We start from the raw sequence: 25,621 nt of genomic DNA, 5'->3' as shown, positions 1-25,621 counted from the left end.
CATAACGTTCCCAATCACCCGCCGCCAGTAACCTTCAACGCTCCGCAGCTAGCCTCTCGGCGATCGGTGTGCATTGGGGTTGTTATGCAGCCATGATCAATATGTTGTCTACTTGCGAAACTCAGACGATTTGATTCCTCTACAGCACGGGTCATCGCTCATCCATGGCGTGTCCCCTTGAACGATAGTTTCATCAATACCGTAAGGTTGACTATCTTTGTAACTCAGGACAATTGACCAACAATCTTGACATAGATTTGCGATTTTACTCACAAAAGTATTGTATGTAGGGGTAGATGAAGGAGTTGAGACATACTTCGAGGGATTGGACTTAACAACTGAAACCAAACTTTCCGTATACATCGTTAAGCTAATTCGATCTGATTTAGATAGTTTTTGCCATCTTGTCTGAGGAATAATGACTCTAACGACAGGTGTATCAGTAGCTTCTCCAGCAGTTTGATAAATCCCTTTAAGGCTTGTGAAAACTTTTTCCCCACGGATAATCTGAGCTTTTTGGATTTTCATCTGCCCTTGTTGCAATGGATTAGCATTTTGTTGAGCATAAGCCAAATTCTTCTGATATGCCTCTGCTCTCTGTCTTGCAGCCTCATAATTTGAGCTTGATGAGGGTACAGACTGCATGAAACTAATAGAAGATCGCCATTCTGCCGCCACTTGACTCCATTCGCCTGAAGACTTTGCTGTTTGAGCAAGCTTTGCTGCATTAGTAGCTTTATTTACTCCATCAGCGAATGAGTCAACCTGTTTTGTTGGGGCTTCAGGAGTAACTGGAGAACTGGAAGGACTTGCAGGTGATGACTGGCTTGCATTTTGACTGCTTGAATTTGAGCAACTAGCTAAAAATAGCAAGATAGTTAAGATGGCTGCGTGTTTCATAAAGTGAGTAAATCGCATATTAACTAAATCTCTAAAGCTATAAACCTTCACTTACTTGGACTTAGGAATCTAGGGACGGGTTTTCAGGTACGCCAATAGATCGCCTTTGCCGTCAGATTGTGAATGAATGGGTAGATTCAGTGCGGTTACTTGGAGATGCTCTTAAATCCCAGTCTGGAGGTCGATTTGATCTGGGTCACCAGGATCTGATCCTTCACGATCTCAAATTTCATGGAGGCATCGGAGGAAGAGACAATAGTTCCCGGTTGGCTTTTGATAGTGACTTCCTCATTCAGCACGTAGGTGGCGATCGCCGCTTTTCGATTGGGCATCACCTGGATTTTCAGGTCAGAGTAGGTGCCTTTATAGTTTTCTGTAATATAAAAGCCCTGTTGCAAGTACTGGTAATACTGCGATCGCGTCAAGTTCATGGTTTGCGATTGCCCCATCCCCTCGATGGTCATGAGTACTGTTGCATTGGGAGCCAGAAAGTTCAGGATGGTTTTGGTATCCCGCTTGTTACTGGCAACCTGCATTTGCTCCAGAATAGTGCGGATCTGACCTTCGCTGATAGTGGTCGCTTTCTGGGTGGCAGCAAGGGTTGAGCGATGGGTCACAGGGGCAACAACAACAATGCCCACGGCAACCAATCCAGCCGCAACACCTGCGGCGATTGGGTTTGTCCAACGGTTTGAGGGAGCAAAAAGGTTCCTGATCATGGTTCTCTAAATTCAGAGCAAAGGGATAACTGGCTCAATTCTAGGGCATTGCTGATTTTGGTTATGAATTGAGAGTTGTATTCATTGAAACTTCGTGCCAATTCATTTTGCTATTCAGCACCCCCTAACTGGCTCAATTCTGGAGAGAGTAAATTACAGCGGTTATTGAATGAGTAAGCCCCAATTTGGCAGGCTAAGCAAGCCCGGCAAGATAGAAAATAGCCGCTCATGCCTGCCCCTCTGCCTGAGGATTTACGGCAACGAATTCTCGCCGCCTATGAGGCGAAAGAAGGATCCCAACGGCAATTAGCAAAGCGTTTCAAGGTGAGCTTGGCTTTCATCCGAGAACTGAGGCGACACCAGCGTGAAACAGGTTTGGTGCAGGCTAAACCACATGGGGGAGGAGCCGTTGCCAAGTTGGGCAAACAACACTTACCCATCGTTGAAGCCCTGGTCACGGCTCAACCGGAGCCTCTGCTCGAAGAGTTGTGTGAGCGCTTTGCCCAACAAACCGGAGGGGAGGGGAGCTTTAACCAAGATTATCAATAAATCTATTTCCGATGATGATGTGCTTGGTTAGTTGGCTCACTCTGGCTTATTCATCTGAGAATCGCTGTAAGACCAATGCTTACTCGCAAAAGGTAGAAAACGCAAATTGGAGGCACAACAATACTGCACTCTCATTAGTACCCCTTAATCCACTAAACTTCAATCAGGGTTGAGTCTTGAAAATAAAGGGAAACTATGTCTGAAGTACATACCTCTCTTGAAAACAAACAGCTTGCGGCTAAAGCATTGCGAAGGGGCGGCTGGATTGCCTTTTGGGTACAACTTGTACTGGTCGTTTCCAGTACGATTATTCTACTTTTTGCCTTTGCTGACCCCGGTTTCAACATTAGTTTGAAATCAATCTTTCGTTTGGTTCCTACGATCGCGGGCTTAGCATTTCTTGCCTATGGAATCTACTGGTCGTGGCATTACGTGGTTCTCTCGAAACAGTTGCTTTCTCACGTTTCCCATCAGCATCCCAGCCGTGCCTCTGTAACCCAAGCCTTAGAAAGGGGAGTGAGTGCAAACTTAATCGGTTTATTGTTGATCCTGATTGCTGCCCAAACAGTGGTAACTGCCTTGCTGATCAAAACGTTGACCACGCCTGCGGGAATTGCGATCGCTCAACCCGGGCAGTTAATTGATGCGTTAGACATATTTGTGGTGCAGGCTTGCCTTTTCTTAGTGATTGCTGGGGTAATTGGAATCGCAATCCCCTTTCGACTATTGAAGCAACTTCATCACTATGGTTAAGGCACGGAACTTTATCAGGGTACCCTCAGCAACTGCACTCTTAACCATCGTCGTCTGACTTGATACCGAACCTAAAAAAGTAATGTTCAAGCCACTATCGTGCAGGCAAACTCAAACTAGCTAACTATTCTTCACCGATAATGGCACTGCGATCGAGCAGCAGCAGGTTACGCAAGTTATCGGTATCCAGTTCAGTCAGCCAATTTTCACCCGCGCCCACGACGTTTTCTGCTAACGCTTTTTTGCTCTCAATCAAGTCGTGGATCTTCTCTTCCAGCGTGCCATTGCAGACAAATTTGTGAACCTGCACATTGCGAGTTTGCCCGATGCGGAAGACCCGATCGGTTGCCTGATTTTCCACTGCCGGGTTCCACCAGCGATCGAAGTGAAACACATGGTTGGCGCGAGTCAGGTTTAAGCCTACCCCACCCGCCTTGAGAGAAAGAATAAAGATTCGGGGTGCCTGGGGGTCATGCTGAAAGCGATCGACCATTTCTTCCCGTTGTTTCTTGGGAGTGCTGCCATAGAGGAACAACACTTCCTGTCCCATCTGGCGTTCCAGGTGCACTTTCAGCAGCTTCCCCCACTCGGCAAATTGGGTAAAGATCAGGGCGCGATCGCCCTCCAGCACCAGTTCTTCCAGCATCGCCTCCAGTCGTTGCAACTTCCCAGAACGACTTTGAAAGGCTGAAGGCTGAAGGCTGAAGGCTGAATTACTCTCTTCCTCCTTCCTCCTTCCTCCTTCCTCCTTCAAGAAAAGTGCCGGATGGTTACAGACTTGCTTCAACTTGACCAGCAGTGCCAGGATGATGCCCTTGCGCTGGATGCCTTCGGCGGCTTCGATCTGCTCCATCGATTTTTCAACGATGTTCTGATAGAGTGTTGCCTGTTCTGACGTGAGTCCACAGAAGACAGCCATTTCCTGCTTTTCGGGCAGATCCTGAATGATGGCGCGATCGGTTTTAAGCCGACGTAGGATGAAGGGTTGAACCAGCGATCGCAATGTTTTTAAGGAATCCGTATCGCCATAGCGCTCGATTGGGGTGGCAAACCGGCGCTGAAAGAAATTTTTTGGTCCCAGGTAGCCTGGATTGAGGAAATCCATAATTGACCACAGTTCCGACAAGCGGTTTTCAACGGGAGTTCCCGTCAGGGCAATCCGAAACTGGGTTTCCAGTTGCCTCGCTGCTTGAGACTGTTTCGCGTCGGGATTCTTAATATTCTGCGCTTCATCCAGCACCACACCCTGCCAGGGAATGGTTTGCAAATCCTGTAAATCCCGGTGAATCAGCGCATAGCTGGTAATCACTAAATCCTTGCCCTGAATTGCCTTTGCAAAGGATTTACCTCGAGCACGACCATCGCCATGATGTTGTACCACCTTCAAATTGGGACCAAATTTTTTCACTTCTCGCTCCCAGTTACCCAAAACCGAAGTCGGACAGACCAGCAGAGTCGGGGCTTCCAGGGCATCCTGCTGCTTTAGATGAAGCAGAAATGCAATTAGCTGAATGGTCTTACCCAAACCCATGTCATCCGCAAGGCAAGCTCCCAAGCCCCATTGCTCCAGGAAAGCCAGCCAACCGACGCCGCGTGACTGGTAGGGGCGTAACTCTCCCCGAAAAGTTTCTGGAGTTGTAATCGGCTCCAGAGTGCGTTTGCCGCTGATTGTGTTGATCAGATCTTGCAGGGAACCCGATGCTTCAAAACTGACAACCGGCAGCTTTTCGATCATCTGAGTATCGCCCGTGCTGATCCGCAACGCATCTTCTAAGGAGAGGGCAGTCTGGTCTTTGCGGCTGGCAAAGAAAGCCTGGGCAGCGCGGATGTCTTGGGGACGCAGTTCAACCCATTCACCATTAATTTCAACCAGGGGCATGTTGAGGGCAACCAGGCGATCGAACTCTTCTTTGGATAGGGTTTGCCCACCAATAGAAAGCTCCCAGCGGAAGTTCAGTAAACTTTGCAGACCCAAGCGATCGCCCTTTTTTGCCTTTCCCGTCTGTGCCTGAATCTTTAGCCCCAAACGGCTTGCCCAGCCACCCTGATTTGCCAGACTAGGGGGCATCACCACACCCAATCCGCTATCCTGCAAACGCCATGCAACAGACCGGAGAAAGTCGTAAGCCTGAAGGGGTTCCAGGGGGCAGAACTGGGGACGAGCTTCCTGAAGGCTTGGCTCAATTAGTGGGTAAAGGCGCGATGCCAACCCCAATCCCATCAGGAAAGTCTCTTGAGGGCGCGTGATCGCCCGTCCCCGATGCATCAGTCGCTCCACTGGATTGCTCCAGATAGTTGAGGCACTGACCAGAAACTCTGGATCATCCACTGCTTGTAGAAAATATTCTAACGTCCAGCTTGATTGCCCCGACTGGGGAGGATGCAAATAGAGACAGGTGCGAAATAGACTTTGCTCAAACCCATGCTGCTGCAAGGGAGCCGTCCAGGTTTTAAGCGCAGTTTGCAGCGATGCCAGATGGTTTTCGAGTAAAATCCCTGCCCCTCCCAAGGACTGCAACCACTCCCGCACGGCAGCGTTAATAACCGTTCCTTTGCTGGAACCCCTTGCCGCTGCCCGCTCCAAAGTTTGTAGGGGATAGCCCTCAACGACTGCCCGCACCTGCGTATCCAGGATCTTGCTGAGAAAGTGTTGTAGCAGCGCAGGTGGGTCCGTTGGTAGATTGATGACTGCTAGCGAGTGGGAGGAGGGAGTTGTTAGCGGTTGGTTGTTGGAGGCTAATGGTTCCTGATTATCTTCCGTGCCCTGCACGCTGTACCCTTTACCCTGTTCTTCCTCTCCCGCTTCTCCTCGGCTCCGCTTCTCCTCGGCTCCGCTTCTCCCTTGCCCCTCTGCCCCCTGCGCTCCTCCGCTACCCGTTACCCCATCCCCCGTACCCTGTTCATAAAACCGACACGCCGCAGGCATCTGTTCAAGAAACCGATTCAGTCGGGACTGATCCAGACCACTATCCAACAAGGGTTGCCAGCCAGTCCATAATTTGCGATCGGCATCTGGGGAGTCCCCTGGGTTCAAAGGCTCAAGTGCGGGAAGGAATTTGGAGCGTGCCATCAAGTCCAGGCTCCAGCGGGCGACGTGAGACCAGTAACGCAAGTCTCCAGCCAGAAAGGAGTCTCCATCGTTGATCCCACCTAGTGGTAAGGAATTGAGCAACGAAACGGCTGCAATGGGAGCCAGGCAAATACCTTCAACAGACCAAGGGTAAAGAAATGAGGCATCATCCGGAGCAGAGGCGGCTGAAAGCTGGGGAATGATTGCCGTTGAAATAGAATCCTCTGCGGTTTGATCTCCCTTGTGCGAGGGGATAGCAAGTGTTTGGCTAGACCAGCACCAGGAATTGGCTCCATAAGCAGTCACTGGAGTTGGCATGGCTTCAGCGGCAATCGAGAGTGTACCGCGCGATCGCTTACCCGGTTTTCCAGAGGATGCCACTGGAGCCTCGAAAAGTGTTTCAGGCAGTTTTAGACTACCGGACTGTTGCAGCGATCGCAAAAAACTGAGCAATTCAGCCGCTGTCATAGCAAACAGATGGGGCAAAACTCCCCCGCTCTCTGCAAGAGCAGGACTGTCTTTAAAACCAGCCTGGATCATTTCCGGCGTAATTCTGCGCCAGGTCTCTCCCCAAATAAATAAGTAGCCTGAGGAGAAAGCAGACAAAGTCTCTGCTGCGGTTTCTTCTCTATTACTTGTTTTTATATCTACTGTCTGCGTCCCGCCATCGCTGCCTTTAGCATCAGACCTGTTCTGTGGGGGATGAAGTAACCAGCTTCCGTGTAATATTGCCATTTGGATTACGGTTTCTCAAATTGTGCTGCAAAGCCAGCAGTTAGTCAGAATCAGGAGGATAATTCCCTGGCAGCATTGAGTATCTACTAAAATTGGGAACCTTTGGCGACTCATCCTTAGCGACTAATTTTAATAAGTTACTCAGTGAGGTAATGCGGCACAAGCATTCCTTTTCCAATCGAGTTCCACTTCCAATCCTGAATTTCTTACTTTTTTGCCCATCAATGACGCAATTCAAATATCAGCCTGAACAAAGTTCCTATAAATAGAACACTAAAAACAGGCTCAGAATAAAAACTTCAAAAAATAGATATTGGTTAAATTCGAGCTTTTGCTAACCATCTCTACAAAAGATCTGCTGACAGAAAACCTGATTGATGGCATCACACCGACCTTATAGGTTTCTCAACCTTGGCTCCTACCTGTTCGGTTTAGCCAATTGATTACAACAGGCACTAAATAGATCAATATATTAAAAATATTTCCAGCTTAAGGTTTTCTCCCCAAACTGTAGCAGCAACGAAGATTCTGACTGCGTCAGTACTGCTATTGTACAACCTCGAATACTGGGTGAGGGAGCAGAACTTAGGAGAACAATGTCAAAATTTTTTAAAAAAATAAACAGTCATGGCGGAAAAGTTGATTAAATACAACTTCTATTTGCCCCCTGTCCCTATCTATCCAGTACCCCCGGTATCTCTACTTTCTTGCCTGCTACTCTCCATATTTGCTCACCTTCGGCAATCACTGGGACAAAAAAGCCGTATCCGTTTATCAATGTTAGGATTGCGACAGAACAAAAAGAGAGAAAGAAGAGGATAACACATTACATGGAAGAGTTCGAGAAGTCGATATCCTTCGATGGAAGGGATATTCGACTGAAAGTTGGTTTGCTTGCTCCACAGGCGGGCGGCGCAGTTTTGCTCGAATCAGAAGAAACGGCTGTTTTGGTTGCCGCGACTCGCTCTACGGGTAGGGAAGGAATTGATTTCCTGCCTCTATTGGTGGACTATGAAGAGCGCATGTATGCGGCAGGGCGTATTCCAGGGGGCTTCTTACGTCGAGAAGGTCGTCCTCCAGAAAAAGCAACGCTCACCTGCCGCTTGATTGATCGCCCCCTGCGTCCATTATTCCCAAGCTGGTTACGAGATGATATTCAGGTCGTTGCGACGACTTTATCGATGGATGAGCGGGTGCCTCCTGATGTGCTGGCAGTGACCGGAGCATCGATCGCAGTTCTGCTGGCAAAAATTCCCTTTAATGGACCAATGGCAGCCGTGCGCGTAGGTCTGGTTGGGGATGACTTTATCATTAATCCGACTTACAAGGAAATCGAAGAAGGCGACCTGGATCTGGTGGTGGCAGGTTCTCCTGAAGGCATCATCATGGTGGAAGCAGGCGCGAACCAGTTGCCTGAGCATGACATGATTGAAGCGATCGACTTTGGTTATGAAGCTGTGCGCGATTTGATCCAGGCTCAGCGAGATCTGCTTCAGGAAATGGGCATCGAAATGGTTCAGGAAGAGCCACCTGTGGTTGATATGACCCTGGAAAACTTCATCCGGGAGCGGGCAACGGCTCCAGTGAAAGAAATTCTGGGGCAGTTTGAAACCGACAAAAAAGTACGGGATGCTGCTTTAGACAAGGTGAAAGACGCGATCGCCACCGAGATCGCCGAACTACCCGACGAAGACTCGGTAAAAGTTGCTGCTACCAGCAACGACAAGGCGTTGAGCAATGTCTTCAAAGATGTCACTAAAAAGTTGATGCGTCGTCAGGTGGTTGAAGATGGCGTGCGTGTGGATGGGCGGAAGCTGGATGAGGTACGCCCTATTTCTTGCCAGGTTGGGGTGCTGCCCCGAAGAGTGCATGGCAGTGGTTTATTTAACCGGGGGCAAACCCAGGTCATGTCTGCGGTAACCCTTGGTACACCGGGAGAGGCGCAGGAATTAGATGACCTGCACCCAGATGAACAAAAGCGCTATTTGCATCATTACAACATGCCCCCCTACTCAGTAGGTGAAACCAAACCGATGCGATCGCCCGGTCGCCGTGAAATTGGTCACGGTGCTCTAGCGGAACGGGCACTTGTTCCTGTCCTGCCTAAAAAAGAAGACTTCCCCTATGTCATCCGGGTTGTATCTGAAGTCTTATCCTCTAATGGTTCCACCTCAATGGGTTCGGTTTCGGGGTCTACCCTGGCGCTGATGGATGCTGGAGTACCCATCATTAAACCCGTCAGTGGTGCTGCCATGGGGTTAATTCGGGAAGGAGACGAAATTCGGATTCTGACTGATATTCAGGGCATTGAAGACTTCCTGGGCGATATGGATTTTAAGGTTGCTGGAACTGAAACTGGCATTACCGCCCTCCAGCTCGACATGAAGATTAATGGGTTGCCAATGGACGTAATTGCCAAGGCAATCACCGAGGCAAAACCTGCCCGTCTGCACATTCTCTCCAAAATGCTGGAGGCGATTAACAGTCCCCGCTCAGAGATGTCGCCCTATGCCCCTCGCCTGCTAACAATCAAGATTGACCCCGATCTGATTGGGATGATCATTGGTCCTGGAGGCAAGACGATCAAGGGCATTACCGAAGAAACGGGAGCAAAAATCGACATCGAAGACGATGGAACGGTTACTATCTCCTCCATTGATGGTGAAAGTGCAAAACGTGCCCGGTCGATTATTCAGGGTATGACTCGCAAGCTCAATGCCGGCGATGTTTACGCTGGAAAGGTCACGCGCATCATTCCCATTGGTGCCTTTGTGGAATTCTTACCTGGAAAAGAAGGAATGATCCACATCTCCCAACTGGCGGACTACCGGGTGGGCAAAGTCGAAGATGAAGTCACCGTGGGTGATGAGGTGATTGTCAAAGTCCGCGAAATTGACAACCGGGGACGGGTTAACCTGACTCGTCTGGGTATTCATCCAGATGAAGCAGCAGCAGCCCGCGAGGCGGCAGCGGTGGGATAGTTTAAATGATCTCCAACTTCTCAGGGAAGTTGGAGATCTGAGCGGCACACTCGAATCCCTATATGATAGAGATATTACAAAATGTAAACTATCTCCTATGGTGCTGGATAGGGCTGGAAATCGAGTATCCGCTCGAATTGTCGTAATCGGAGCCGGAATTGGTGGGTTGACTGCCGCTGCACTGCTGGCGCACCGGGGCTACTCGGTGCTGGTACTGGATCAGGCAATTGTGCCCGGTGGGTGTGCTTCTACCTTTCAGCGTAAGGGCTTTACCTTTGATGTGGGGGCAACTCAGGTTGCGGGACTGGAACCTGGCGGTATTCACCATCGCATCTTCTCAGAACTAGAAATTGATTTGCCTGCCGCAACCCCCTGCGATCCTGCCTGTGCCGTCTATTTGCCGGGGGAAACAGAACCCATTAAGGTCTGGCGGGATCCAGAAAAATGGCAGGCAGAACGGCAACGGCAGTTTCCTGGTAGTGAGCCTTTCTGGAAGCTGTTGTCCGATCTGTTTCGTGCCAGTTGGGCATTTCAGTCCCGCGATCCGGTGCTACCCCCCCGCAATCTGTGGGATTTATGGCAACTGGCTCAAGCAGTCCGTCCCGATACATTAATGACTCTGCCCCACACCTTTTCAACGGTTGGGGATGCTTTGCGAGGTTATCGTCTGGCAGACAACCGACGACTAAAGACGTTTTTGGATATGCAGTTAAAGCTGTATTCCCAGGTAGATGCAGAGGAAACGGCGTTGCTTTATGCTGCAACCGCATTAAGTGTTTCTCAACAGCCTCAGGGACTTTACCATCTACACGGGAGTATGCAGGCGTTGAGCGATCGCCTCGTGGCCGCGTTGGAACGTGATGGCGGTAAGCTCCTGATGCGTCACACCGTTGAACAGATTGACACTGAAACTGGAAACGGGATGAGTGTCAGAATCCATAATCAAAAAACGGGTGAAACCTGGATAGAGTCTGCGGATCAAGTCGTGGCAAACGTAACGGTGCAAAATTTGGTGCGGCTTTTGGGTGATCAAGCTCCGAAGGGATATCAGCATCGGGTTGAGAAACTACCTGCGGCATCGGGTGCCTTCGTCGTTTACCTGGGGGTAGACAGCGATGCTCTGCCGTCTAACTGCCCAGCCCATCTTCAGTTTCTCTACGACTACGATGGTCCCATTGCTGAGAATAACTCTCTCTTTGTTTCCGTGAGTCAACCGGGTGATGGACGTGCTCCGACGGGGAAAGCAACCGTGATTGCGTCGTCGTTTACGGATGTTGCGCTGTGGGGGGGAGCGGAGGAAGTAGAGGGGCGGCGGGGCAGAGCAGTGGAGGAGCATAACAGTGGAGGAGCAGAGCAGTATGTTCCAGATCTAACCTTTGAACCTACCCCCTACCGCCTACCCCCCACTCCCTACTCCTCCCTCAAACAACGCTATACCAACGAAGCGATCGCCCGTCTCAGCCAGTTCTTCAACCTGAACGAACAAACCCTGCTTTATGTTGAAGCCGCCACTCCTCGCACTTTTGCGCGTTACACAGGGCGCGATCGGGGAATTGTAGGCGGTATTGGTCAGCGGATCTCCACTTTTGGACCCTTTGGCTTTGCTAACCGCACGCCCATTCAAAACCTCTGGTTGGTGGGCGACTCCACTCATCCAGGCGAAGGTACAGCAGGTGTTAGCTATTCGGCACTAACTGTAGTCAGGCAGATTGAGGTGGGTTGAAGTATTTACCGTTCAACTGGATGATCTATTAACCAGCTTTGAAGATCGTCCAAGTGTTGGAAGTCAAGAATTGCTTCGCCCAGTTCTTCCAATAATGTAAGGGGCAAGTTAGAGACTTGCATTTTGATGGCTTCTTCCAGTGTCCCAAACCGCCGGATTAATAGACGTAGGACTAATGCTAACTCCCCTTCCTGTCTGCCTTCCTGTCTGCCTTCTTCAAGAATTTCTTGATAAATGACCGACTCCCGCATCATGCCCTCCTGAAATACCTGACGGATTATATCTTTCCTAAATTTTAGTCCTGCCATTAGCTGGGTGTAACCAGAAACTTCCTGCCGCTGTTGTATTGATTCTATTCTGCTGACCTGCTGGGCGACACGATTTAATAGCTGGGCGGGGGCAGAGGTCTTTGCCAGGGAAGCAAGGGGGAGCAGTGCTATGTCATTAAGAAAAATGGTGGGGTCTTGCTCCCACATATATAGGATGCGGTATTCGTGGCGAGTTGATTCCAATGCAAATACGGTTTCAATTACGGTATTGTCTGGAGGAGGGAGCAGAAGAATCACAACCTGGGTAATCGGCAAACGGTAGAGGCGATGTAACCTCACCCAGTAGTCCAGCATTCTGAATGGCAGTGGCGGATCAGATTGTAATTTAACCTGAAACTCCAAGTGTAAGATGCGCTCATGGGTCTGCAAAAAGGTGACTGAGTCGGCTCGGATCGGTTCGATGCTCAACTCCGTTTTTAGGACATTGACTGATGCCAATGGTTCACCCAAAATCCAGGCGGCATAACGGTCTGGATACTTTTCTGAAAGTAGTTTGCAAAGATTATCAAAGGACATTGAGGACTACTTTTAAGGAGAAGTTTTTCCAGCCTACCAATACAAGTGACCTAAATCCAGCTATGCCAAAAAAGATGTCCGAACGCCCTTACACTGTGATGTTGATTGTGCCAACTGGGGTTGGAGCGGCGATTGGAGGATATGCCGGAGATGCTTTGCCTGTGGCGCGGGCGATCGCCCCCATCGCCGATGTCTTGATTACCCATCCCAATGTCCTGAATGGGGCACAGTTGTATTGGAATTTGCCCAATGCCCTGTATGTAGAAGGTTACGGACTGGATCAATTCGCGGCTGGCAAGTGGGGATTGCGTCCAGTGCATCAAAATCGGCTTGGGCTGGTGCTAGATCAGGGAATTGAGCCGGAGTTGAGACTGCGGCAGCTTCAGGCAGCGGATGCAACCCGGTCAACGCTAGGATTAAACCTGACGGGCTATATTGTCACAGATACTCCGTTGGAAGTCAGTCTGAAAACAGCCGCATCGGGAGCCACCTGGGGTACGATTCAAAATCCTGATAGCCTGTTACGGGCAGTTGCAGCATTGATCCAAAAAGCGGGGGCAGAGGCGATCGCGGTGGTTGCTCGTTTCCCCGATGACTCTGGCAGTGAAGCGCTCCAAAACTACCGGCATGGTCAGGGAGTTGACCCGCTAGCTGGGGCAGAAGCAGTCATCAGTCATCTGGTGGTGCGGCACTTTCAAATTCCCTGTGCCCATGCCCCTGCTTTGTCACCTCTGCCGCTCGATCCTGCCCTATCTCCCCGCTCAGCGGCAGAGGAGTTAGGCTATACCTTTTTGCCCTGTGTGCTGGTAGGGCTGAGCCGTGCTCCCCAGTTCGCGGTGCGATCGCATTCAGAAGTCCATCCTCAGATGGGTGATATCTGGTCAAATCAGATCGATGCTGTGGTAGTGCCTGCCACAGCCTGTGGTGGCAGTGCAATCTTGAGTCTGAGCCAGACCCGCACTCGTATCATTGCAGTGAATGAAAATACGACAGTCATGCAGGTTCAGCCGGAGGCACTGAAAATTCCTGCTGTTCGGGTCAACTCCTACCTGGAAGCGCTGGGACTTCTTGTGGCTGATCGGGCGGGAATTAGCCCAGAGGCGCTTAAGCCATCCTTCGTCTCTCTACAAAACTATGCTCAGGAGTAATGCTGGAAGAATGGGAATATTCTGCATTTCTCAAACCATTCTTTCAACCTTACCTCTGAACAGAATTACCTACTGCCTGAGTGGTCTGAAGACTGGTAGGATTGAGAGACTTTCAAGTTTAATTTTGATCTGATAGACGTTTATTCATCTAAGTTTTTCGTGGCAGAACAGTTTCCTGACAACCCTGAATTTGAACCCCTCAGCCGCACCCAAGTTTTGATTGCAATGGGGGTAACTGCGATTGTATTACTAATGGTCGCTAAACTGTGGATGCAATTTGGCTCGGTTCCCTTAATGGCTTTCCGGTGGTCAGCGATCGCGGTATTGCAGGGAGTAGGGTTGGGGGTTGCGATTACGGCTGCCAGTTCCCTGGTGTATTACATCTGGCGTGCCTACCGTCAGAGTGCAGATTATTATCTGGAACTGGTGTTAAAGCCCCTGGTATTGCCTGATTTGATCTGGTTAGGGCTATTGCCAGGTCTAAGTGAGGAGCTACTATTTCGTGGCGTGATGCTACCCGCTTTTGGTCTCAATATGGAGGGATTGCTGCTATCCAGTCTATGCTTTGGAGTGTTGCATTTAAGCAGCTTGAAGCAGTGTCCCTACGTCGTTTGGGCTACGGTAATTGGGGTAGCTCTAGGGGCAAGTGCGATCGCAACCGGCAATTTGCTGGTACCAATTGTGGCACATATTTCAACCAATTGGATTTCAAGCAGTCTGTGGAAGTGGGGAGAGAGGAATCGGGGATAGTTAGGGCAATGGGTTAAGGATGAAGGATAAAGGCTAACAACCAACTGCCAATAGCTAACAACCAGCAACCAACAGCCCTCTTTCAGCTTGCTTGCAAAATTGTCTGGCGCTGGTTTGAATAATCAGAGGCTTTGGCATAGTCACCCAGGGCATAGTAAGCGATTTTAAGACTACCCAAGACTTGCTCTTCAATCCGATGGTCTTGCATCATACGGGCGATCGCGAGCCGCTGTTCGTAGTAATCGATTGCTTTTGTATAGTTGCCGAGGGCATCGTAGGCAACGCCAATACTGCCGAGTGCCTGTTCTTCACCCCGACGATCTTGCATTTCACGGGATACGGCTAACCACTGGCGGCTGTATTCAATGGACTGGGGGTAGTCTGCCAGGGCGTAGCAGGTATTTCCCAGGTTCCGCAAAATCTGTCCTTCAGTGCGGCGATCATGAATTTCCCGTGCCAGCACCAGTCGTTGCTGATAGTAGGAAATCGCCCGTACATAATCTCCCAAAGCGTAGCAGGCGTTTCCCAGATTTTTTAGAATTTGTTCCTCTATCTGGTCATCTCCCAGTTCTCGAACAATTTCCAGGCTCTGCTCTTCATAGCGAATGGCAGTTTCGTGTTCGCCTAACGCTTTGTAAGCCAGTCCCAAATTATTCAGGGCTGCCATTTCACCCCGGCGGTCTTCAATTTCCTGGGCAATCGCCAGACTTTGCTGCTGGCATTCAATTGCTTTTGCCTGATCCTTTAAATGTCGGTAGGCATTGCCTAGTGTGCTTAAAATCTTGACGATACTGCGCCGATCAAGCAATTTTTGGGCATATTCCAGACCTTGCTGGGAATACTCAATCGCCTTGGAATAGTGCTTCAGATTGTAATAGGTCAATCCCAGGTTGCTCAGGGCTTTTCCCTGTCCCTGCTCGTTGCCAATCTCGCGATAGGTACGATAAGCCTCCTGCAAGGATTTAATCGCTGCCTCAAACTGACCTGTCTGATGTTGCTCTAGCCCCTGTTTTAGAAGCCGATCTGCCAAAATATTCGGGGCTTCTAATTCGGGGGTCCCTGGTTCGGGGCTGTCTTGGCTTAAGGTATCGTTGTCCGCTGAATCCTTCTCAGAAGGAAAGATTGTCTCCCGTGAAGGGATGGAGACTGGATGAAGTTCGCCATTAGGTGGTTCACCTGTGGGGTACTGTGATTGGCTATACATCCTTTGTGCCTCACTGATGTTGGCTCAACTGAGTTTGGGTCTACAGCTCTGAACGATATTTCTATCGCCGGTACTGGTAGTACTTTTAGAGCTGCTGGTTAAACCGGGTGCAGATTGCTTTAATAGATAGGGCGATCGCTGCCAATAAATTTTTGCTGGTCAGAAATTGATCCCGAAGGTATTCTGTGACACCTGCAAAATTGGCTCCCGGATAGAGCAGTCCTCTGATACAGTTCAGGCTATCGCTTCTGAGCAACCGAAAACTCGGTGATCCTTCTATGTTTACCGATAGGTAGCTTACGGATTAATCCGTGTTTTTCACAGGGGGTTAGCTAACCCCTTGACAATCGCGGAAGGACCGACCAAAGAAACGTAGGGTAAAGTCAGATATTTCATCGCAATCTCGTAAGCATCTTCAGGAGAAACGGCGGTCACCTGTTCCTGAAAGTGAGTATCAAATTCAATTCCCAAGCCCAGGGTCTCGTACCATCCATAAATTTGAGCGATTTGGGCATTGGTCTGTTTGCCCAGGGCATATTGTCCTAGCACCTTGTTTTTAGCTGCTTGCAAATCTTCAGGATCGAGCGGCTGGGTTCGCAGGCGATCCACCTCCGCCTGTAATCCCTCCAAGGCAATTGCAGTATTTTCGGGTGCGGTTCCCATGTAGACCACAAACTGAGCCGGATCTAGCCTTGTGGGGTAAAAAGCAGACACTTCGTATGCCAATCCCCGTTTTTCTCGCAGCTCTACAAACAGGCGGCTAGAAAGTCCATTCCCCAGGTAGCTGTTAAGCAATTTGAGGGCGACGTAATCTTTGATGGAGTGGGCGTTGGGGGTGAAATTATTAGTGGTTAGTTTTTGGCTGTTGGTTGTGATGGGGTTTAGTGTGTCCCCTGTCTCCCCCCCGATATCCCCTGCCCCTCTGCTCCTCTGCCCCTCTGCCCCTCTGCGCCCCATCTCCTCTACTTCTCTAACTCCTACCGCTGGTGCCAGATAACCTATCATCACAATCGACTGTTGGGTTTCCTGGGCGATCGCCGCCCGAACTGGGTCCGATATCAGCACGGGCAGGTTAAGCCAAGGCAGCGGTTCTGAAGGAGGTTGCCAGTTGCCAAAAACGTTGTTTACTAGAGCGATCGCGGTTTCTGGATCGATTCGCCCAGACAGACTGACTACCATGTTGTCGGGGCGAAAGTGAGTCTGGTGATAGTTCACCAGGTGTTCTCGACTTAACTGGGCAACCGATTCCTCCGTTCCTAGTCCGGACAGGGCATAGGGATGATCCCGATACATAATCTGCCGCAATTGGTCAAAGGCAACGGTAAAGGGTTGCTCTTGCTGAGAGCGGATTGCCTGAATCGTGAGTCGCCGCTCCAGTTCAATCTCCTGGGCAGGGAAGCTGGGCGATCGCAGCAAATCTCCTGCCAGATGCAGCAATTCCTCAAAATCGGAGGAGACTGTCTTGATGCTAAGGAGAAAATAATCTGTAGTGGAATCAGCGCTCAGACTTGCGCCCAAAGACTCTACCTGCTCCGCGATTTCTAAGGAAGAGAGTTTTCCTGTGCCCTTTGTTAGAACGGCGGACAGTAAATGGGAGAGTCCTGCCTCGTGCTTTTGTTCCCATCGACTGCCCACCCGAATAAAAATGCGGGCGGCAATAATATCAGCGGCTGGGTTTTCCCAGGTCAGTACAGTCATGCCATTGTCCAAAACTGTCCGTACCTGGGGGGAATAAACTGAACTTTGATTCACGAAATTGTCCTTACTATAGTCGCGGTTTTAACCGCCAGACAGTTTTCAAACAGCCTCCTAGGGAGATTTACCTTTTCACAGGTCACGCTCACCCTTAACGACTTCCCCTTCTCCTTGCACCTCTAACCCCCATTACTCCTCCATTGGCTTCATCACAGTTACTGCATAGTGATAGGGAGAAAGATAATGACTGGCAAGGCGTTGTAGATCTTTTGCTTGAACTGCCTGAATGCGTTGAGGATAGGTGGTGGCAATCTCAGGTTTAGCAAGAATGCTGTAATAGCCGTAAAGCCCTGCCAATTGGCTGGGAGTTTCGGTTGAAAAGGCATAGTCATTGCAGAGTAGGCGTTTGCAGCGCGCCAGTTCGGCATCGGAGACAGGAACTTGTGTCAGTTCGGAAAGGCGATCGCAGATGATTGCCTCCACCCGCTCCAGGTTATCTGCATCTAACCAGGCACTAATGGTGAATAAGCCAGACTCTCGCTGGAGTGAAAAGCTACTGCTAACTGCCTGTACCAAGTTGCGTTCTTCCCGCAGTTCCCTTACCAGGCGGGATGTCCGCCCTTCTGCCAGAAGTACCGATAAAATGTCCAGCCCGTAGGCATCTTGCAATTGATCATCCAATCCCTGGAGGGGAGAGTCAATACCCGGTCCCAACCATCCCATCATCAAGCGTGCCTGCTCTAACCGGGGAAGCCAGAGTTCCTGGCGGCGAATATCGGTAATAGGCGGTTCTGCTTCTGAGATACAGCGGGGACAGGCGACCGAACCAGAGGTTGCCTGAAAAGCCTGACTCACCAGGCTTAAAGCCGCATCTTGAGTAATATCACCAACAATCACGACTGCCATATTCTCTGGCTGGTAATGTGCCCGATGAAACTGCCGCATTTCTGCGGGCGATCGCCCCAGCAAAATCTCTTCAGTACCCAGAATGGGTCTGCCGTAGGGATGTTTTTGATAAACACTCTCAGTTAATGCCTGAAATGCAACCCAGTCGGGGTTGTCGTATGCCTGACGAATTTCTTCCACTACCACGCAACGCTCCCGTTCAAACTCGCCATCGGGAATTGCCGCATTCATTAGCAGTTCTGCCAGATAGGGTAGGCATTCCTCCAGGTGTTGAGCAGCCGTTGTAATAAAGAAGTGAGCATAGTCATGACTGGTCGCCGCATTGGTCATGCCACCCTGGCTTTCAATCACCAGGTCAAACACTCCAGGCGGCAACACTTCCGTACCCTTGAAAATCATGTGTTCCAAAAAGTGAGCCATCCCCGACCACTCATCCGGTTCTGCGATCGCACCTGCCTTGACCCACACATCAACCGCAACGACAGGAGTAGCGGGCGTATGTTGGTGGATGAGGGTTAGCCCATTGTCCAGCCGCAGCAGGTTTGCTGGAAAGTGAAGGGAAGCAGGGGCTATGGATAAATTAGCTAGGTTCAAACGGGTAGTCCGGTAAATTTAAGAACGGCATTAGAGCAATTATAGATAACTTGAACTGGATATAATCACGACTTGATGACTCTTGCGAAGCAAACAGCCTCCAAAGCCCTCGATAGTGGACATTATGACGGTAAACTTTAGACGAGAGAGGGAGGTAGGGAAGAGGAGAGCAAGGGGGCAGGAGGGGGGCAGAGGAGAGGAGCATTAGCCATCCCTGGTACACCCCACTTTTACAGATCTCAAAACTCAAAACTCTCAACCCAAAACTCCTGTCCCTTCTACTTATGACGAAGCTAATTATTCAGATTCCCTGCTACAACGAGGAGGCAACTTTAGGGTTGACTCTTTCAGAACTGCCGCGTCAAGTGCCGGGGATGGATACGGTTGAGTGGTTGGTTATTAACGATGGCAGCGTGGACAGGACGGTAGAGGTGGCGAGATCGCTGGGTGTCAATCATATTGTTAGCTTTGAGCATAACCAGGGGCTTGCCAAAGCCTTCATGGCAGGACTGGAAGCCAGCCTCAAAGCTGGAGCCGATATCATCGTGAACACGGATGCAGATAACCAGTACTGCGCTGCTGACATTCCCTTACTGCTAGAGCCAATCCTATTGGGGCAGGCAGAAATCGTAATTGGCGCACGCCCGATTCGTCAGATCAAGCATTTCTCGCCCACTAAGAAATTTCTTCAAGAGTTCGGTAGTTGGATTGTGCGAATGGTGAGCAACACCAATATCCCGGATGCACCCAGCGGATTCCGTGCCATCAGCCGCAATGCCGCATTCCAAATCAACGTGTTTAATCCGTACACCTATACTCTGGAAATGATTATTCAGGCAGGGCAAAGAGGGATGGCAATTACGTCTGTTCCCATTCGTACCAATGGTTACCTGCGCCCCTCCCGGTTGGTAAAAAGTGTTCCGGTTTATGTGCAGCGATCGATCTTGACGATCCTACGCATCTTCATGACCTACAAGCCACTCAAGTTCTTTTTCTTGCTGGGCAGTCTGCCATTTGCCCTGGGAACACTGCTGGGAGTCCGGTGGCTAATTTTGTTTTTTATGGAAGAGTCCCTGAGGGCAAGGGTTCCCAGCCTTGTACTGGCAGCCATCTTGATTCTGATTGGCTTTCAACTCTGGATCTTTGGTCTGGTCGCCGATCTGATGTCCGTTAACCGCAGAATTTTGGAAGACATTCAGCTTCGGTTACGGCGGGCAGAAGTTGAGCAGGGGGGAAGATGCCCTAATGACTAGAGATCTATTTGCCAGAGAAGCGATCGCCCAAATTCCTAAAATCCTCACCCTGCTGGATCGCAATCCCCATAGCCCAACCTATGGTTGCTTTGACCGAAATTTCTGGCAATACAAAATCATTGATTTTCCCAGTGGGATGGCACAGGAGTTTGTGCTGCCCCTGGCACTGGCATACCAGACTGATTTACCAGATAATCCCTTCTACCAGCAGTCAGTATTACGGGATTGGGTAGAAGCTGGCATTCTCTATGCCGCTCGCAGTGCTCACATTGATGGCTCCTGTGATGATTACTTCCCATTTGAGCGGGCAGGCGGAGCTGCTGCTTTTTCCCTACTTGCCTGCATCGATAGTTTTTTAATGCTGGAACTCAAGCATGAGGAAATCCTGCGTTTCTTAGTTCAACGAGCAGAATGGCTCGCCCACCACCATGAAAGTGGACAACTGACAAACCATCAAGCATTAATCGTCCTCTGTCTGGATTTACTGGGAAAGTTACTGCAAACTTCCCGCTGGGAAAGATTCCGCACTGAGCGATTAGAGCGAGTACTTTCCTGGCAAAATCCAGAGGGCTGGTTTCAAGAGTACGAGGGGTGTGATCCTGGCTATCACACGCTAACCATTTCCTGTCTGGCGCGAATTTATCAGCAAAGACCCGATCCTGCGATTGAAGAAGCACTTGTCAAAGCTGTAGAACTGGCAGCCCATTTTATCCATCCCGATGGTTCCTACGGCGGAGAATACGGTAGCCGCAACACCTACAACTTTTTTCCCCACGGCTTTGAACTGGTCGGACGCTGGCTACCCGCCGCGTTAAGCATCAACGACCAATTTCTGATTGGGCTGAAAAATGGGCTGGCTCCCTGTTATGCTGACGACCATATCATCGGTCACCATACCTGGAACTACTTGCTGGCATGGCGAGACTTTGTTCCAGAACGCCCCACACCTGCCCCTCGCACGACAGGTCGCCTCTGGCTCAAGAATGCTGGAATTTTGATAGACCGACGCAACGGGACTGAACTTTACCTGGCACTGAACAAAGGAGGAGTTTTCAAGCTATTTCATGGCTCTCAACTAGTTACCTCGGACACCCAATTCTCAGTTCAAGTCTCAGAAGGCAGGAAGATTAGGAATGCCGTTGCCCACCTGATTAGTGATTACAAGCTTTGTATAGATAAAAACGAGATTTCGGTCCAGGGGAAACTGGGCTGGGCAAAGCAAAAGCAGATGACTCCCTTCAATCTAATCATTCTGCGGATGGTGATGCTTACTTTTGGACGCTTTTTTCCAAACCTGATCCGCAAATTGCTCCAGAAAATACTGATTACCGGCAAAAAAGCCGCCCCTTTCCACTTCCATCGTCGCCTGAGCTGGCAGGAGGGTCACTGGGCTGTGACGGACGATTTACAAGCTAACTCCTGGGCATCCGTTCAAAGCATAGGAATTGGTTGTGACCAGACTTCCATCTACGTCGTCATGAGCCGCACTTTTCAAAAAGGACAATTGCAACCCTGGCTAGATTTGACAGATCAGGTAAAAATTCTCCCTGAAGGGCAGGCGCTCCATCTAGAGCGGCGGCTTTAGGCAAAGAGAGGGAGGAGAAGTGGAAAGTTGAGCGTGAAAAATTAAAAGTTTTGAGTTTTGAGTTGGGTAGTTCACACCAATTCAAGATGAACTTGAGCAAAATGCTTAGCCTACGCCTACTGGTTTATCAAATTGATGGGCGGGCGATCGATGACCCCCCAGCCTAGTAGGATTGGATTGTGAACAAATTCTAAAAATGCAATCCGTAACGGGCACCCCATGACTCATCCAGACAGCATCACCCCCCACGGTGGAACCCTGATCAACCGCATCGCTACCTCACAGCAGCAAGCAGAATTTCTCGATAAAGCCGAGTACCTGCCCAGAGTGCAACTGGATGAACGGGCTGTTTCTGACCTCGATTTGATTGCGATCGGTGGATTCAGTCCCCTGACCGGCTTTATGGAGCAGGCAGACTACGATCGCGTCGTCAACGAGATGCATCTAGCAAACGGCTTGCCCTGGTCAATTCCCGTCACCCTTTCCGTTTCAGCAGAGGTCGCAGAACCCCTGAAAGAGGGAACCCTGGTGCGCCTGGACAATCCCCAGGGGCGTTTCATAGGTGTGCTGCAACTGACTCAAAAATATCCATACGACAAGCGCCACGAAGCGCTAATGGTTTATCGCACCAACGAAGAGAAACATCCTGGGGTTGCGGTTGTTTACCGTCAAGGAGCCGTTAATCTGGCAGGAGACATCTGGCTGCTCCAACGGGACATGGACCCCCGCTTTCCGACTTACCAGATTGATCCCGCCGAATCCCGCAAGCTATTTCAAGACAAAGGCTGGAAAACAATTGTCGGCTTCCAGACCCGTAACCCAATTCATCGGGCACACGAATATATTATTAAATGTGCGCTGGAAATCGTAGACGGCTTGTTCCTTCACCCGCTGGTCGGTGCGACCAAAGAAGACGACATTCCGGCTGATGTCCGGATGCGGTGCTACGAGATCATGCTGGAGCATTACTTTCCCAAGGAACGGGTTATCCTGGCAATTAACCCAGCAGCGATGCGCTATGCCGGTCCTAGAGAAGCCATTTTCCATGCTCTGGTACGGAAAAACTATGGCTGTACCCATTTCATTGTCGGACGGGATCATGCGGGTGTAGGTGATTATTACGGTACCTACGATGCCCAGCATATTTTCGATGAATTTAATCCAGAGGAACTGGGTATCACTCCCCTAAAATTTGAGCACGCCTTTTACTGCCTCCGCACCAGACAAATGGCAACGACGAAGACCAGTCCTAGTACGCGGGAAGAACGGATTCATCTATCCGGAACAAAAGTTCGGGAAATGCTACGTCGGGGTGAACTGCCGCCACCAGAGTTTTCTCGCCCAGAAGTTGCGGCTGAACTCACCAAAGCAATGAAGATTCAGGAAATTTCCTACGAAATCTAACACCACTTTAAAGAATAGGAGATGCGGCAGATGAAGACTAAAACCACTGCTAAACCTACTCTAAAGTTAAGAAGTGGAGATTTTTCCCAGAAAAAACTATGGGTTTCTAAGTTGGTGAGGTTTAGATAGGCTTCTGCAAGCCAAAATCTACAATCCAAAATGGTTAAGCACCAGAGAGGAGGCTTTATCAGTTACCCTGGTAGCTATAGCAAATCCTTTTTGGATCGAGAGAAGCTTTTCCAGTAAAAGAACTTCTCAGATAATCTTGAATTAATGAACCTTATTGGGGATGCTACAGCAGTAACGGGCGATCGCAAACAGCCAACATGAAGCGGCGAGCGTTTTTACAGCAAACAAGTTTGGCAGTGGCAGCATGGGGGCTGAGTGAAGCCAGCCTATCCGTGCTCTCATCTCGCTATCATCAGGTGCTTGCTGCACCCACTAACCGAAAACTGGCACTCCTTGTTGGTATCAACCAATATCACACGGCTCCCCTGAGTGGTTGTGTAACGGATGTTGAACTTCAGCGGGAGCTTCTGATACACCGCTTTGGGTTTCACCCTCAAGACATTCTGACCCTGACCGACCAGCAAGCGACCCGAGAAGCAATCGAGTCCGCTTTCGTTTCCCACCTGATTCACCAGGCTCAGTCGGGTGATGTGGTCGTTTTTCACTTCAGTGGCTATGGCGGAAATGTTGCCCTGGGAACCTCACCGGAATTCACTCAAACCAGTTTAGTGCCAGTAGATGGGAAAATTGCCGAGAGTGAACCAACCATGACCAATGATGTTCTGGAAGATACTCTCTGGCTCCTCGTGCGATCGCTGGCGACCAATAAAGTCACCACAATCTTGGATAGCAGTCCCATTTACCCCGGCAAGTCCCTTCAAGGTAACCTGCGGATTCGTGCCCGCCCTAGTCTGCTTCCCCTTCAGCCTGATGAAGCAGAGTTTGCCTTTCAGCAACAGCTAGCAGGTAAAAATTCCCCCCACCCCCGCATTCCAACGTCCCCTCACCCGACGCTCCCCGGCATTTTGCTCTCTGCTGCTGCTCCCGGTCAAATGGCAACAGAGGCACACTGGAACGGCTTCAGCGCTGGATTGTTTACCTATGCCTTAACCCGCAACCTATGGGAAGCTGCACCAGCCACTACATTACAGGTGGTTTTTAGCCGCACAAAAAGGCATGTTGAACAATTGGCAAGCCAGGAGCAACAGCCCCAACTGGGTGGTCAGAAAAGCCAATTGTCACAGCCCTATTACCTCCCTTTAACCGTTGCTGGAGCTAACGGAGCCATCATTGAAGGGGAAGATGGTAGCAAAACCGTTCAAATCTGGTTAGCCGGATTGCCCACCGTTGTCTTAGAGCAATACGGCGTCAACTCCCTGCTAACTTTGGTTGATGACAGCACTTCCTTAGAGACCGATTCATCCATTTATCTCCAAATCCTCTCCAGGGAAGGGCTAACTGCCAAAGCAAAGGTGCTTCGGGTTAGCTCTACTTTGGAACCATCAGAAACTACACCAGTTCTCAAAGTTGGTCAGTTTGTCCGAGAACGGGTGCGGGTGCTGCCCCATAATATTGGGCTAACCATAGCACTCGATAGTAGTTTGGGGCGGATTGAGCGGGTAGATGCCATCAGTGCCTTTACAGCGATTCCACGAGTGTCGTCTGCGATCGCCGGAGAGCAAGCCGCCGACTATCTGTTCAGCAAAATTCAGGCAATCGCACCTACCCAGATTGCATCTTCGACGAACCTGAACGCCATTGTCAACAATCCCCCTCCCATCCAAAGTAGCTATGGACTATTTTCTCTGGGACAGGATGCTATTCCCAACACAACTGGAGATGGCGAAGAAGCTGTCAAGTTTGCAGTTCGTCGTCTGGTTCCCAAACTACAAACCCTGTTAGCAGCCAAATTGCTAAACCTAACGGCTAATGAAACCTCTTCCCAACTGGCAGTTCGGATCACCCTGGAAAAACTTGATCCTCAACCTCAAGCATTGGTGCACCATGAAACCTGGGGTATGCAACGAGGCGATCGCTCAGAAACATCCTCCTCGAAAAGAAATGGAAATCCGGCTCCAGTTGTAACCGATGGGCTGCTTAGCTTGCCAATCGGCAGCCAAATCCAATATCGACTAGAAAACCACAATACTCAGCCCCTTTACTGCATTCTGCTGAGCTTGGATACTAGTGGCAACCTGATTGTCCTTTATCCTTCCTCTACCCAACCAGATCAAAATTCGTCCACTAAACCGGCATCAACAGTCCTCATTCCCTCTCCAGAGGAAGCTCCAACCACTCCACCCTTCTCCTTTCCTACAAGCATCCAACCTGGTGGAATCGTCACGCTTCCCCGTTCCTTGCCCTCAGTTCAGTGGACTTTGAACGGTCCCCCTGGCATTGCCGAAACTTATCTCATCTGCTGCCGTACCCCCTTCACCCAAACTCAAACTCTGCTTGAAGTCTCAATACATACAGCAAGCAACAATCCAGCCTTTTACCCTTTATCCAACCCATTAGAAGTTGCTCAAGCAGTTTTGCAAGACCTACATCAGACAAGCGACACAGCAGCGAAAGTCGTTGGCACCTCCCCTGAGTCATTTGCTCTAGATGTAAACACCTGGGCAAGCTTTCGTTTCGTTTATCAAGTGGTTTAATTCCAAACAGAGACCCCCGCTCCTCAGTGGAGCGGGGGTCTGGAAGGTTAACCTGGCATCGAGCTATTTTTGCGGGACGCTACCGTCCGACTATCTTCGCCGCGGATGCGTTTCACCACTCAGTTCGGGATGGATGAGCGTGGG

The 25,621-nt window shown here is 50.0% G+C and carries 18 protein-coding genes; 10 read left to right on the top strand and 8 right to left on the bottom strand.

Going from position 1 to position 25,621, the window contains the following annotated elements:
- Positions 1–108: 108 nt before the first annotated feature.
- Together AC1S52_RS25760 and AC1S52_RS25755 are read right to left on the bottom strand one after the other, a co-directional pair.
- On the bottom strand, positions 109–918 hold the full coding sequence (locus tag AC1S52_RS25760; RefSeq protein ID WP_482031907.1) for a hypothetical protein: 810 nt from the start codon (positions 916–918) through the stop codon (positions 109–111).
- Positions 919–1,046: 128 nt separating this feature from the next.
- Entirely contained in the window at positions 1,047–1,619 is a 573-nt protein-coding gene (locus AC1S52_RS25755) for a nuclear transport factor 2 family protein (protein ID WP_482031906.1), read from the bottom strand.
- A gap of 228 nt (positions 1,620–1,847) precedes the next feature.
- On the opposite strand from AC1S52_RS25755, the gene AC1S52_RS25750 reads away from it, so the two are divergent.
- Both AC1S52_RS25750 and AC1S52_RS25745 read left to right on the top strand, forming a co-directional pair.
- Positions 1,848–2,168 (top strand): helix-turn-helix domain-containing protein, encoded by a 321-nt coding sequence (locus tag AC1S52_RS25750; protein WP_482031905.1) that lies wholly within the window; start codon positions 1,848–1,850, stop codon positions 2,166–2,168.
- Between the two features lie 195 nt (positions 2,169–2,363).
- Positions 2,364–2,921, top strand: a complete 558-nt coding sequence (locus AC1S52_RS25745; protein ID WP_482031904.1) for a DUF3611 family protein — start codon at positions 2,364–2,366, stop codon at positions 2,919–2,921.
- Between the two features lie 124 nt (positions 2,922–3,045).
- On the opposite strand, the gene AC1S52_RS25740 is transcribed toward AC1S52_RS25745, so the two are convergent.
- Positions 3,046–6,597, bottom strand: a complete 3,552-nt coding sequence (locus AC1S52_RS25740; RefSeq protein WP_482031903.1) for a DEAD/DEAH box helicase — start codon at positions 6,595–6,597, stop codon at positions 3,046–3,048.
- Positions 6,598–7,556: 959 nt separating this feature from the next.
- Here AC1S52_RS25740 and AC1S52_RS25735 point away from each other — a divergent pair.
- Together AC1S52_RS25735 and crtD are read left to right on the top strand one after the other, a co-directional pair.
- A complete protein-coding gene (locus AC1S52_RS25735; RefSeq protein ID WP_482031902.1) occupies positions 7,557–9,707 on the top strand; it encodes a polyribonucleotide nucleotidyltransferase in 2,151 nt (716 codons plus the stop codon).
- Between the two features lie 97 nt (positions 9,708–9,804).
- The gene (gene crtD / locus AC1S52_RS25730) at positions 9,805–11,430 is read left to right on the top strand and encodes a C-3',4' desaturase CrtD (RefSeq protein ID WP_482031900.1); all 1,626 of its coding nucleotides are present in this window, start codon (positions 9,805–9,807) and stop codon (positions 11,428–11,430) included.
- Positions 11,431–11,435: 5 nt separating this feature from the next.
- Here crtD and AC1S52_RS25725 read toward each other — a convergent pair whose 3' ends face one another.
- On the bottom strand, positions 11,436–12,275 hold the full coding sequence (locus AC1S52_RS25725) for an Rpn family recombination-promoting nuclease/putative transposase (protein ID WP_482031899.1): 840 nt from the start codon (positions 12,273–12,275) through the stop codon (positions 11,436–11,438).
- A 74-nt stretch (positions 12,276–12,349) separates the two neighbouring features.
- Here AC1S52_RS25725 and AC1S52_RS25720 point away from each other — a divergent pair, with 74 nt between their 5' ends.
- Both AC1S52_RS25720 and AC1S52_RS25715 read left to right on the top strand, forming a co-directional pair.
- Positions 12,350–13,423: a DUF3326 domain-containing protein gene (locus AC1S52_RS25720; protein WP_482031898.1), complete on the top strand. Its 1,074-nt coding sequence runs from the start codon at positions 12,350–12,352 to the stop codon at positions 13,421–13,423.
- 159 nt (positions 13,424–13,582) lie between these two features.
- Positions 13,583–14,173, top strand: coding sequence for a CPBP family intramembrane glutamic endopeptidase (locus AC1S52_RS25715; RefSeq protein WP_482031897.1), 591 nt, complete (start codon positions 13,583–13,585; stop codon positions 14,171–14,173).
- An 82-nt stretch (positions 14,174–14,255) separates the two neighbouring features.
- Here AC1S52_RS25715 and AC1S52_RS25710 read toward each other — a convergent pair whose 3' ends face one another.
- The 4 genes from AC1S52_RS25710 to AC1S52_RS25695 form a co-directional block, all read right to left on the bottom strand.
- Positions 14,256–15,377: a tetratricopeptide repeat protein gene (locus AC1S52_RS25710; RefSeq protein WP_482031896.1), complete on the bottom strand. Its 1,122-nt coding sequence runs from the start codon at positions 15,375–15,377 to the stop codon at positions 14,256–14,258.
- A gap of 85 nt (positions 15,378–15,462) precedes the next feature.
- Complete coding sequence (locus AC1S52_RS25705; RefSeq protein WP_482031895.1) at positions 15,463–15,633, bottom strand: hypothetical protein; 171 nt, start codon at positions 15,631–15,633, stop codon at positions 15,463–15,465.
- Positions 15,634–15,695: 62 nt separating this feature from the next.
- A complete protein-coding gene (locus AC1S52_RS25700; RefSeq protein ID WP_482031894.1) occupies positions 15,696–17,129 on the bottom strand; it encodes a M16 family metallopeptidase in 1,434 nt (477 codons plus the stop codon).
- Positions 17,130–17,261: 132 nt separating this feature from the next.
- Positions 17,262–18,572: a M16 family metallopeptidase gene (locus tag AC1S52_RS25695; protein WP_482031893.1), complete on the bottom strand. Its 1,311-nt coding sequence runs from the start codon at positions 18,570–18,572 to the stop codon at positions 17,262–17,264.
- A gap of 284 nt (positions 18,573–18,856) precedes the next feature.
- On the opposite strand from AC1S52_RS25695, the gene AC1S52_RS25690 reads away from it, so the two are divergent.
- From AC1S52_RS25690 to AC1S52_RS25675, 4 genes are all read left to right on the top strand, one after another.
- The gene (locus AC1S52_RS25690; RefSeq protein WP_482031892.1) at positions 18,857–19,825 is read left to right on the top strand and encodes a glycosyltransferase family 2 protein; all 969 of its coding nucleotides are present in this window, start codon (positions 18,857–18,859) and stop codon (positions 19,823–19,825) included.
- Complete coding sequence (locus AC1S52_RS25685; RefSeq protein ID WP_482031891.1) at positions 19,818–21,410, top strand: hypothetical protein; 1,593 nt, start codon at positions 19,818–19,820, stop codon at positions 21,408–21,410. Before AC1S52_RS25690 ends, AC1S52_RS25685 begins: the two co-directional genes overlap by 8 nt.
- A 219-nt stretch (positions 21,411–21,629) precedes the next feature.
- On the top strand, positions 21,630–22,814 hold the full coding sequence (sat, locus tag AC1S52_RS25680) for a sulfate adenylyltransferase (RefSeq protein ID WP_482031890.1): 1,185 nt from the start codon (positions 21,630–21,632) through the stop codon (positions 22,812–22,814).
- 326 nt (positions 22,815–23,140) lie between these two features.
- Positions 23,141–25,477, top strand: a complete 2,337-nt coding sequence (locus tag AC1S52_RS25675; RefSeq protein ID WP_482031889.1) for a caspase family protein — start codon at positions 23,141–23,143, stop codon at positions 25,475–25,477.
- Positions 25,478–25,621 lie beyond the last annotated feature (144 nt).

The sequence above is a fragment of the Kovacikia sp. CALU 1929 genome (genome assembly GCF_056784235.1).
The sequence above is the reverse complement of the archived record's forward strand: the minus strand, read 5'-3'. Positions and strand labels throughout refer to the sequence as shown.

What these genes read in the sequence shown, in the direction of transcription:
- AC1S52_RS25685 (WP_482031891.1), top strand. Translation starts at nt 19,818, where the DNA reads ATGACTAGAGATCTATTTGCCAGAGAAGCGATCGCCCAAATTCCTAAA.
- crtD (WP_482031900.1), top strand. Translation starts at nt 9,805, where the DNA reads ATGGTGCTGGATAGGGCTGGAAATCGAGTATCCGCTCGAATTGTCGTA.
- AC1S52_RS25735 (WP_482031902.1), top strand. Translation starts at nt 7,557, where the DNA reads ATGGAAGAGTTCGAGAAGTCGATATCCTTCGATGGAAGGGATATTCGA.
- AC1S52_RS25720 (WP_482031898.1), top strand. Translation starts at nt 12,350, where the DNA reads ATGTCCGAACGCCCTTACACTGTGATGTTGATTGTGCCAACTGGGGTT.
- AC1S52_RS25710 (WP_482031896.1), bottom strand. Translation starts at nt 15,377, where the DNA reads ATGTATAGCCAATCACAGTACCCCACAGGTGAACCACCTAATGGCGAA.
- sat (WP_482031890.1), top strand. Translation starts at nt 21,630, where the DNA reads ATGACTCATCCAGACAGCATCACCCCCCACGGTGGAACCCTGATCAAC.
- AC1S52_RS25725 (WP_482031899.1), bottom strand. Translation starts at nt 12,275, where the DNA reads ATGTCCTTTGATAATCTTTGCAAACTACTTTCAGAAAAGTATCCAGAC.
- AC1S52_RS25750 (WP_482031905.1), top strand. Translation starts at nt 1,848, where the DNA reads ATGCCTGCCCCTCTGCCTGAGGATTTACGGCAACGAATTCTCGCCGCC.
- AC1S52_RS25745 (WP_482031904.1), top strand. Translation starts at nt 2,364, where the DNA reads ATGTCTGAAGTACATACCTCTCTTGAAAACAAACAGCTTGCGGCTAAA.
- AC1S52_RS25755 (WP_482031906.1), bottom strand. Translation starts at nt 1,619, where the DNA reads ATGATCAGGAACCTTTTTGCTCCCTCAAACCGTTGGACAAACCCAATC.
- AC1S52_RS25690 (WP_482031892.1), top strand. Translation starts at nt 18,857, where the DNA reads ATGACGAAGCTAATTATTCAGATTCCCTGCTACAACGAGGAGGCAACT.
- AC1S52_RS25675 (WP_482031889.1), top strand. Translation starts at nt 23,141, where the DNA reads ATGAAGCGGCGAGCGTTTTTACAGCAAACAAGTTTGGCAGTGGCAGCA.
- AC1S52_RS25760 (WP_482031907.1), bottom strand. Translation starts at nt 918, where the DNA reads ATGCGATTTACTCACTTTATGAAACACGCAGCCATCTTAACTATCTTG.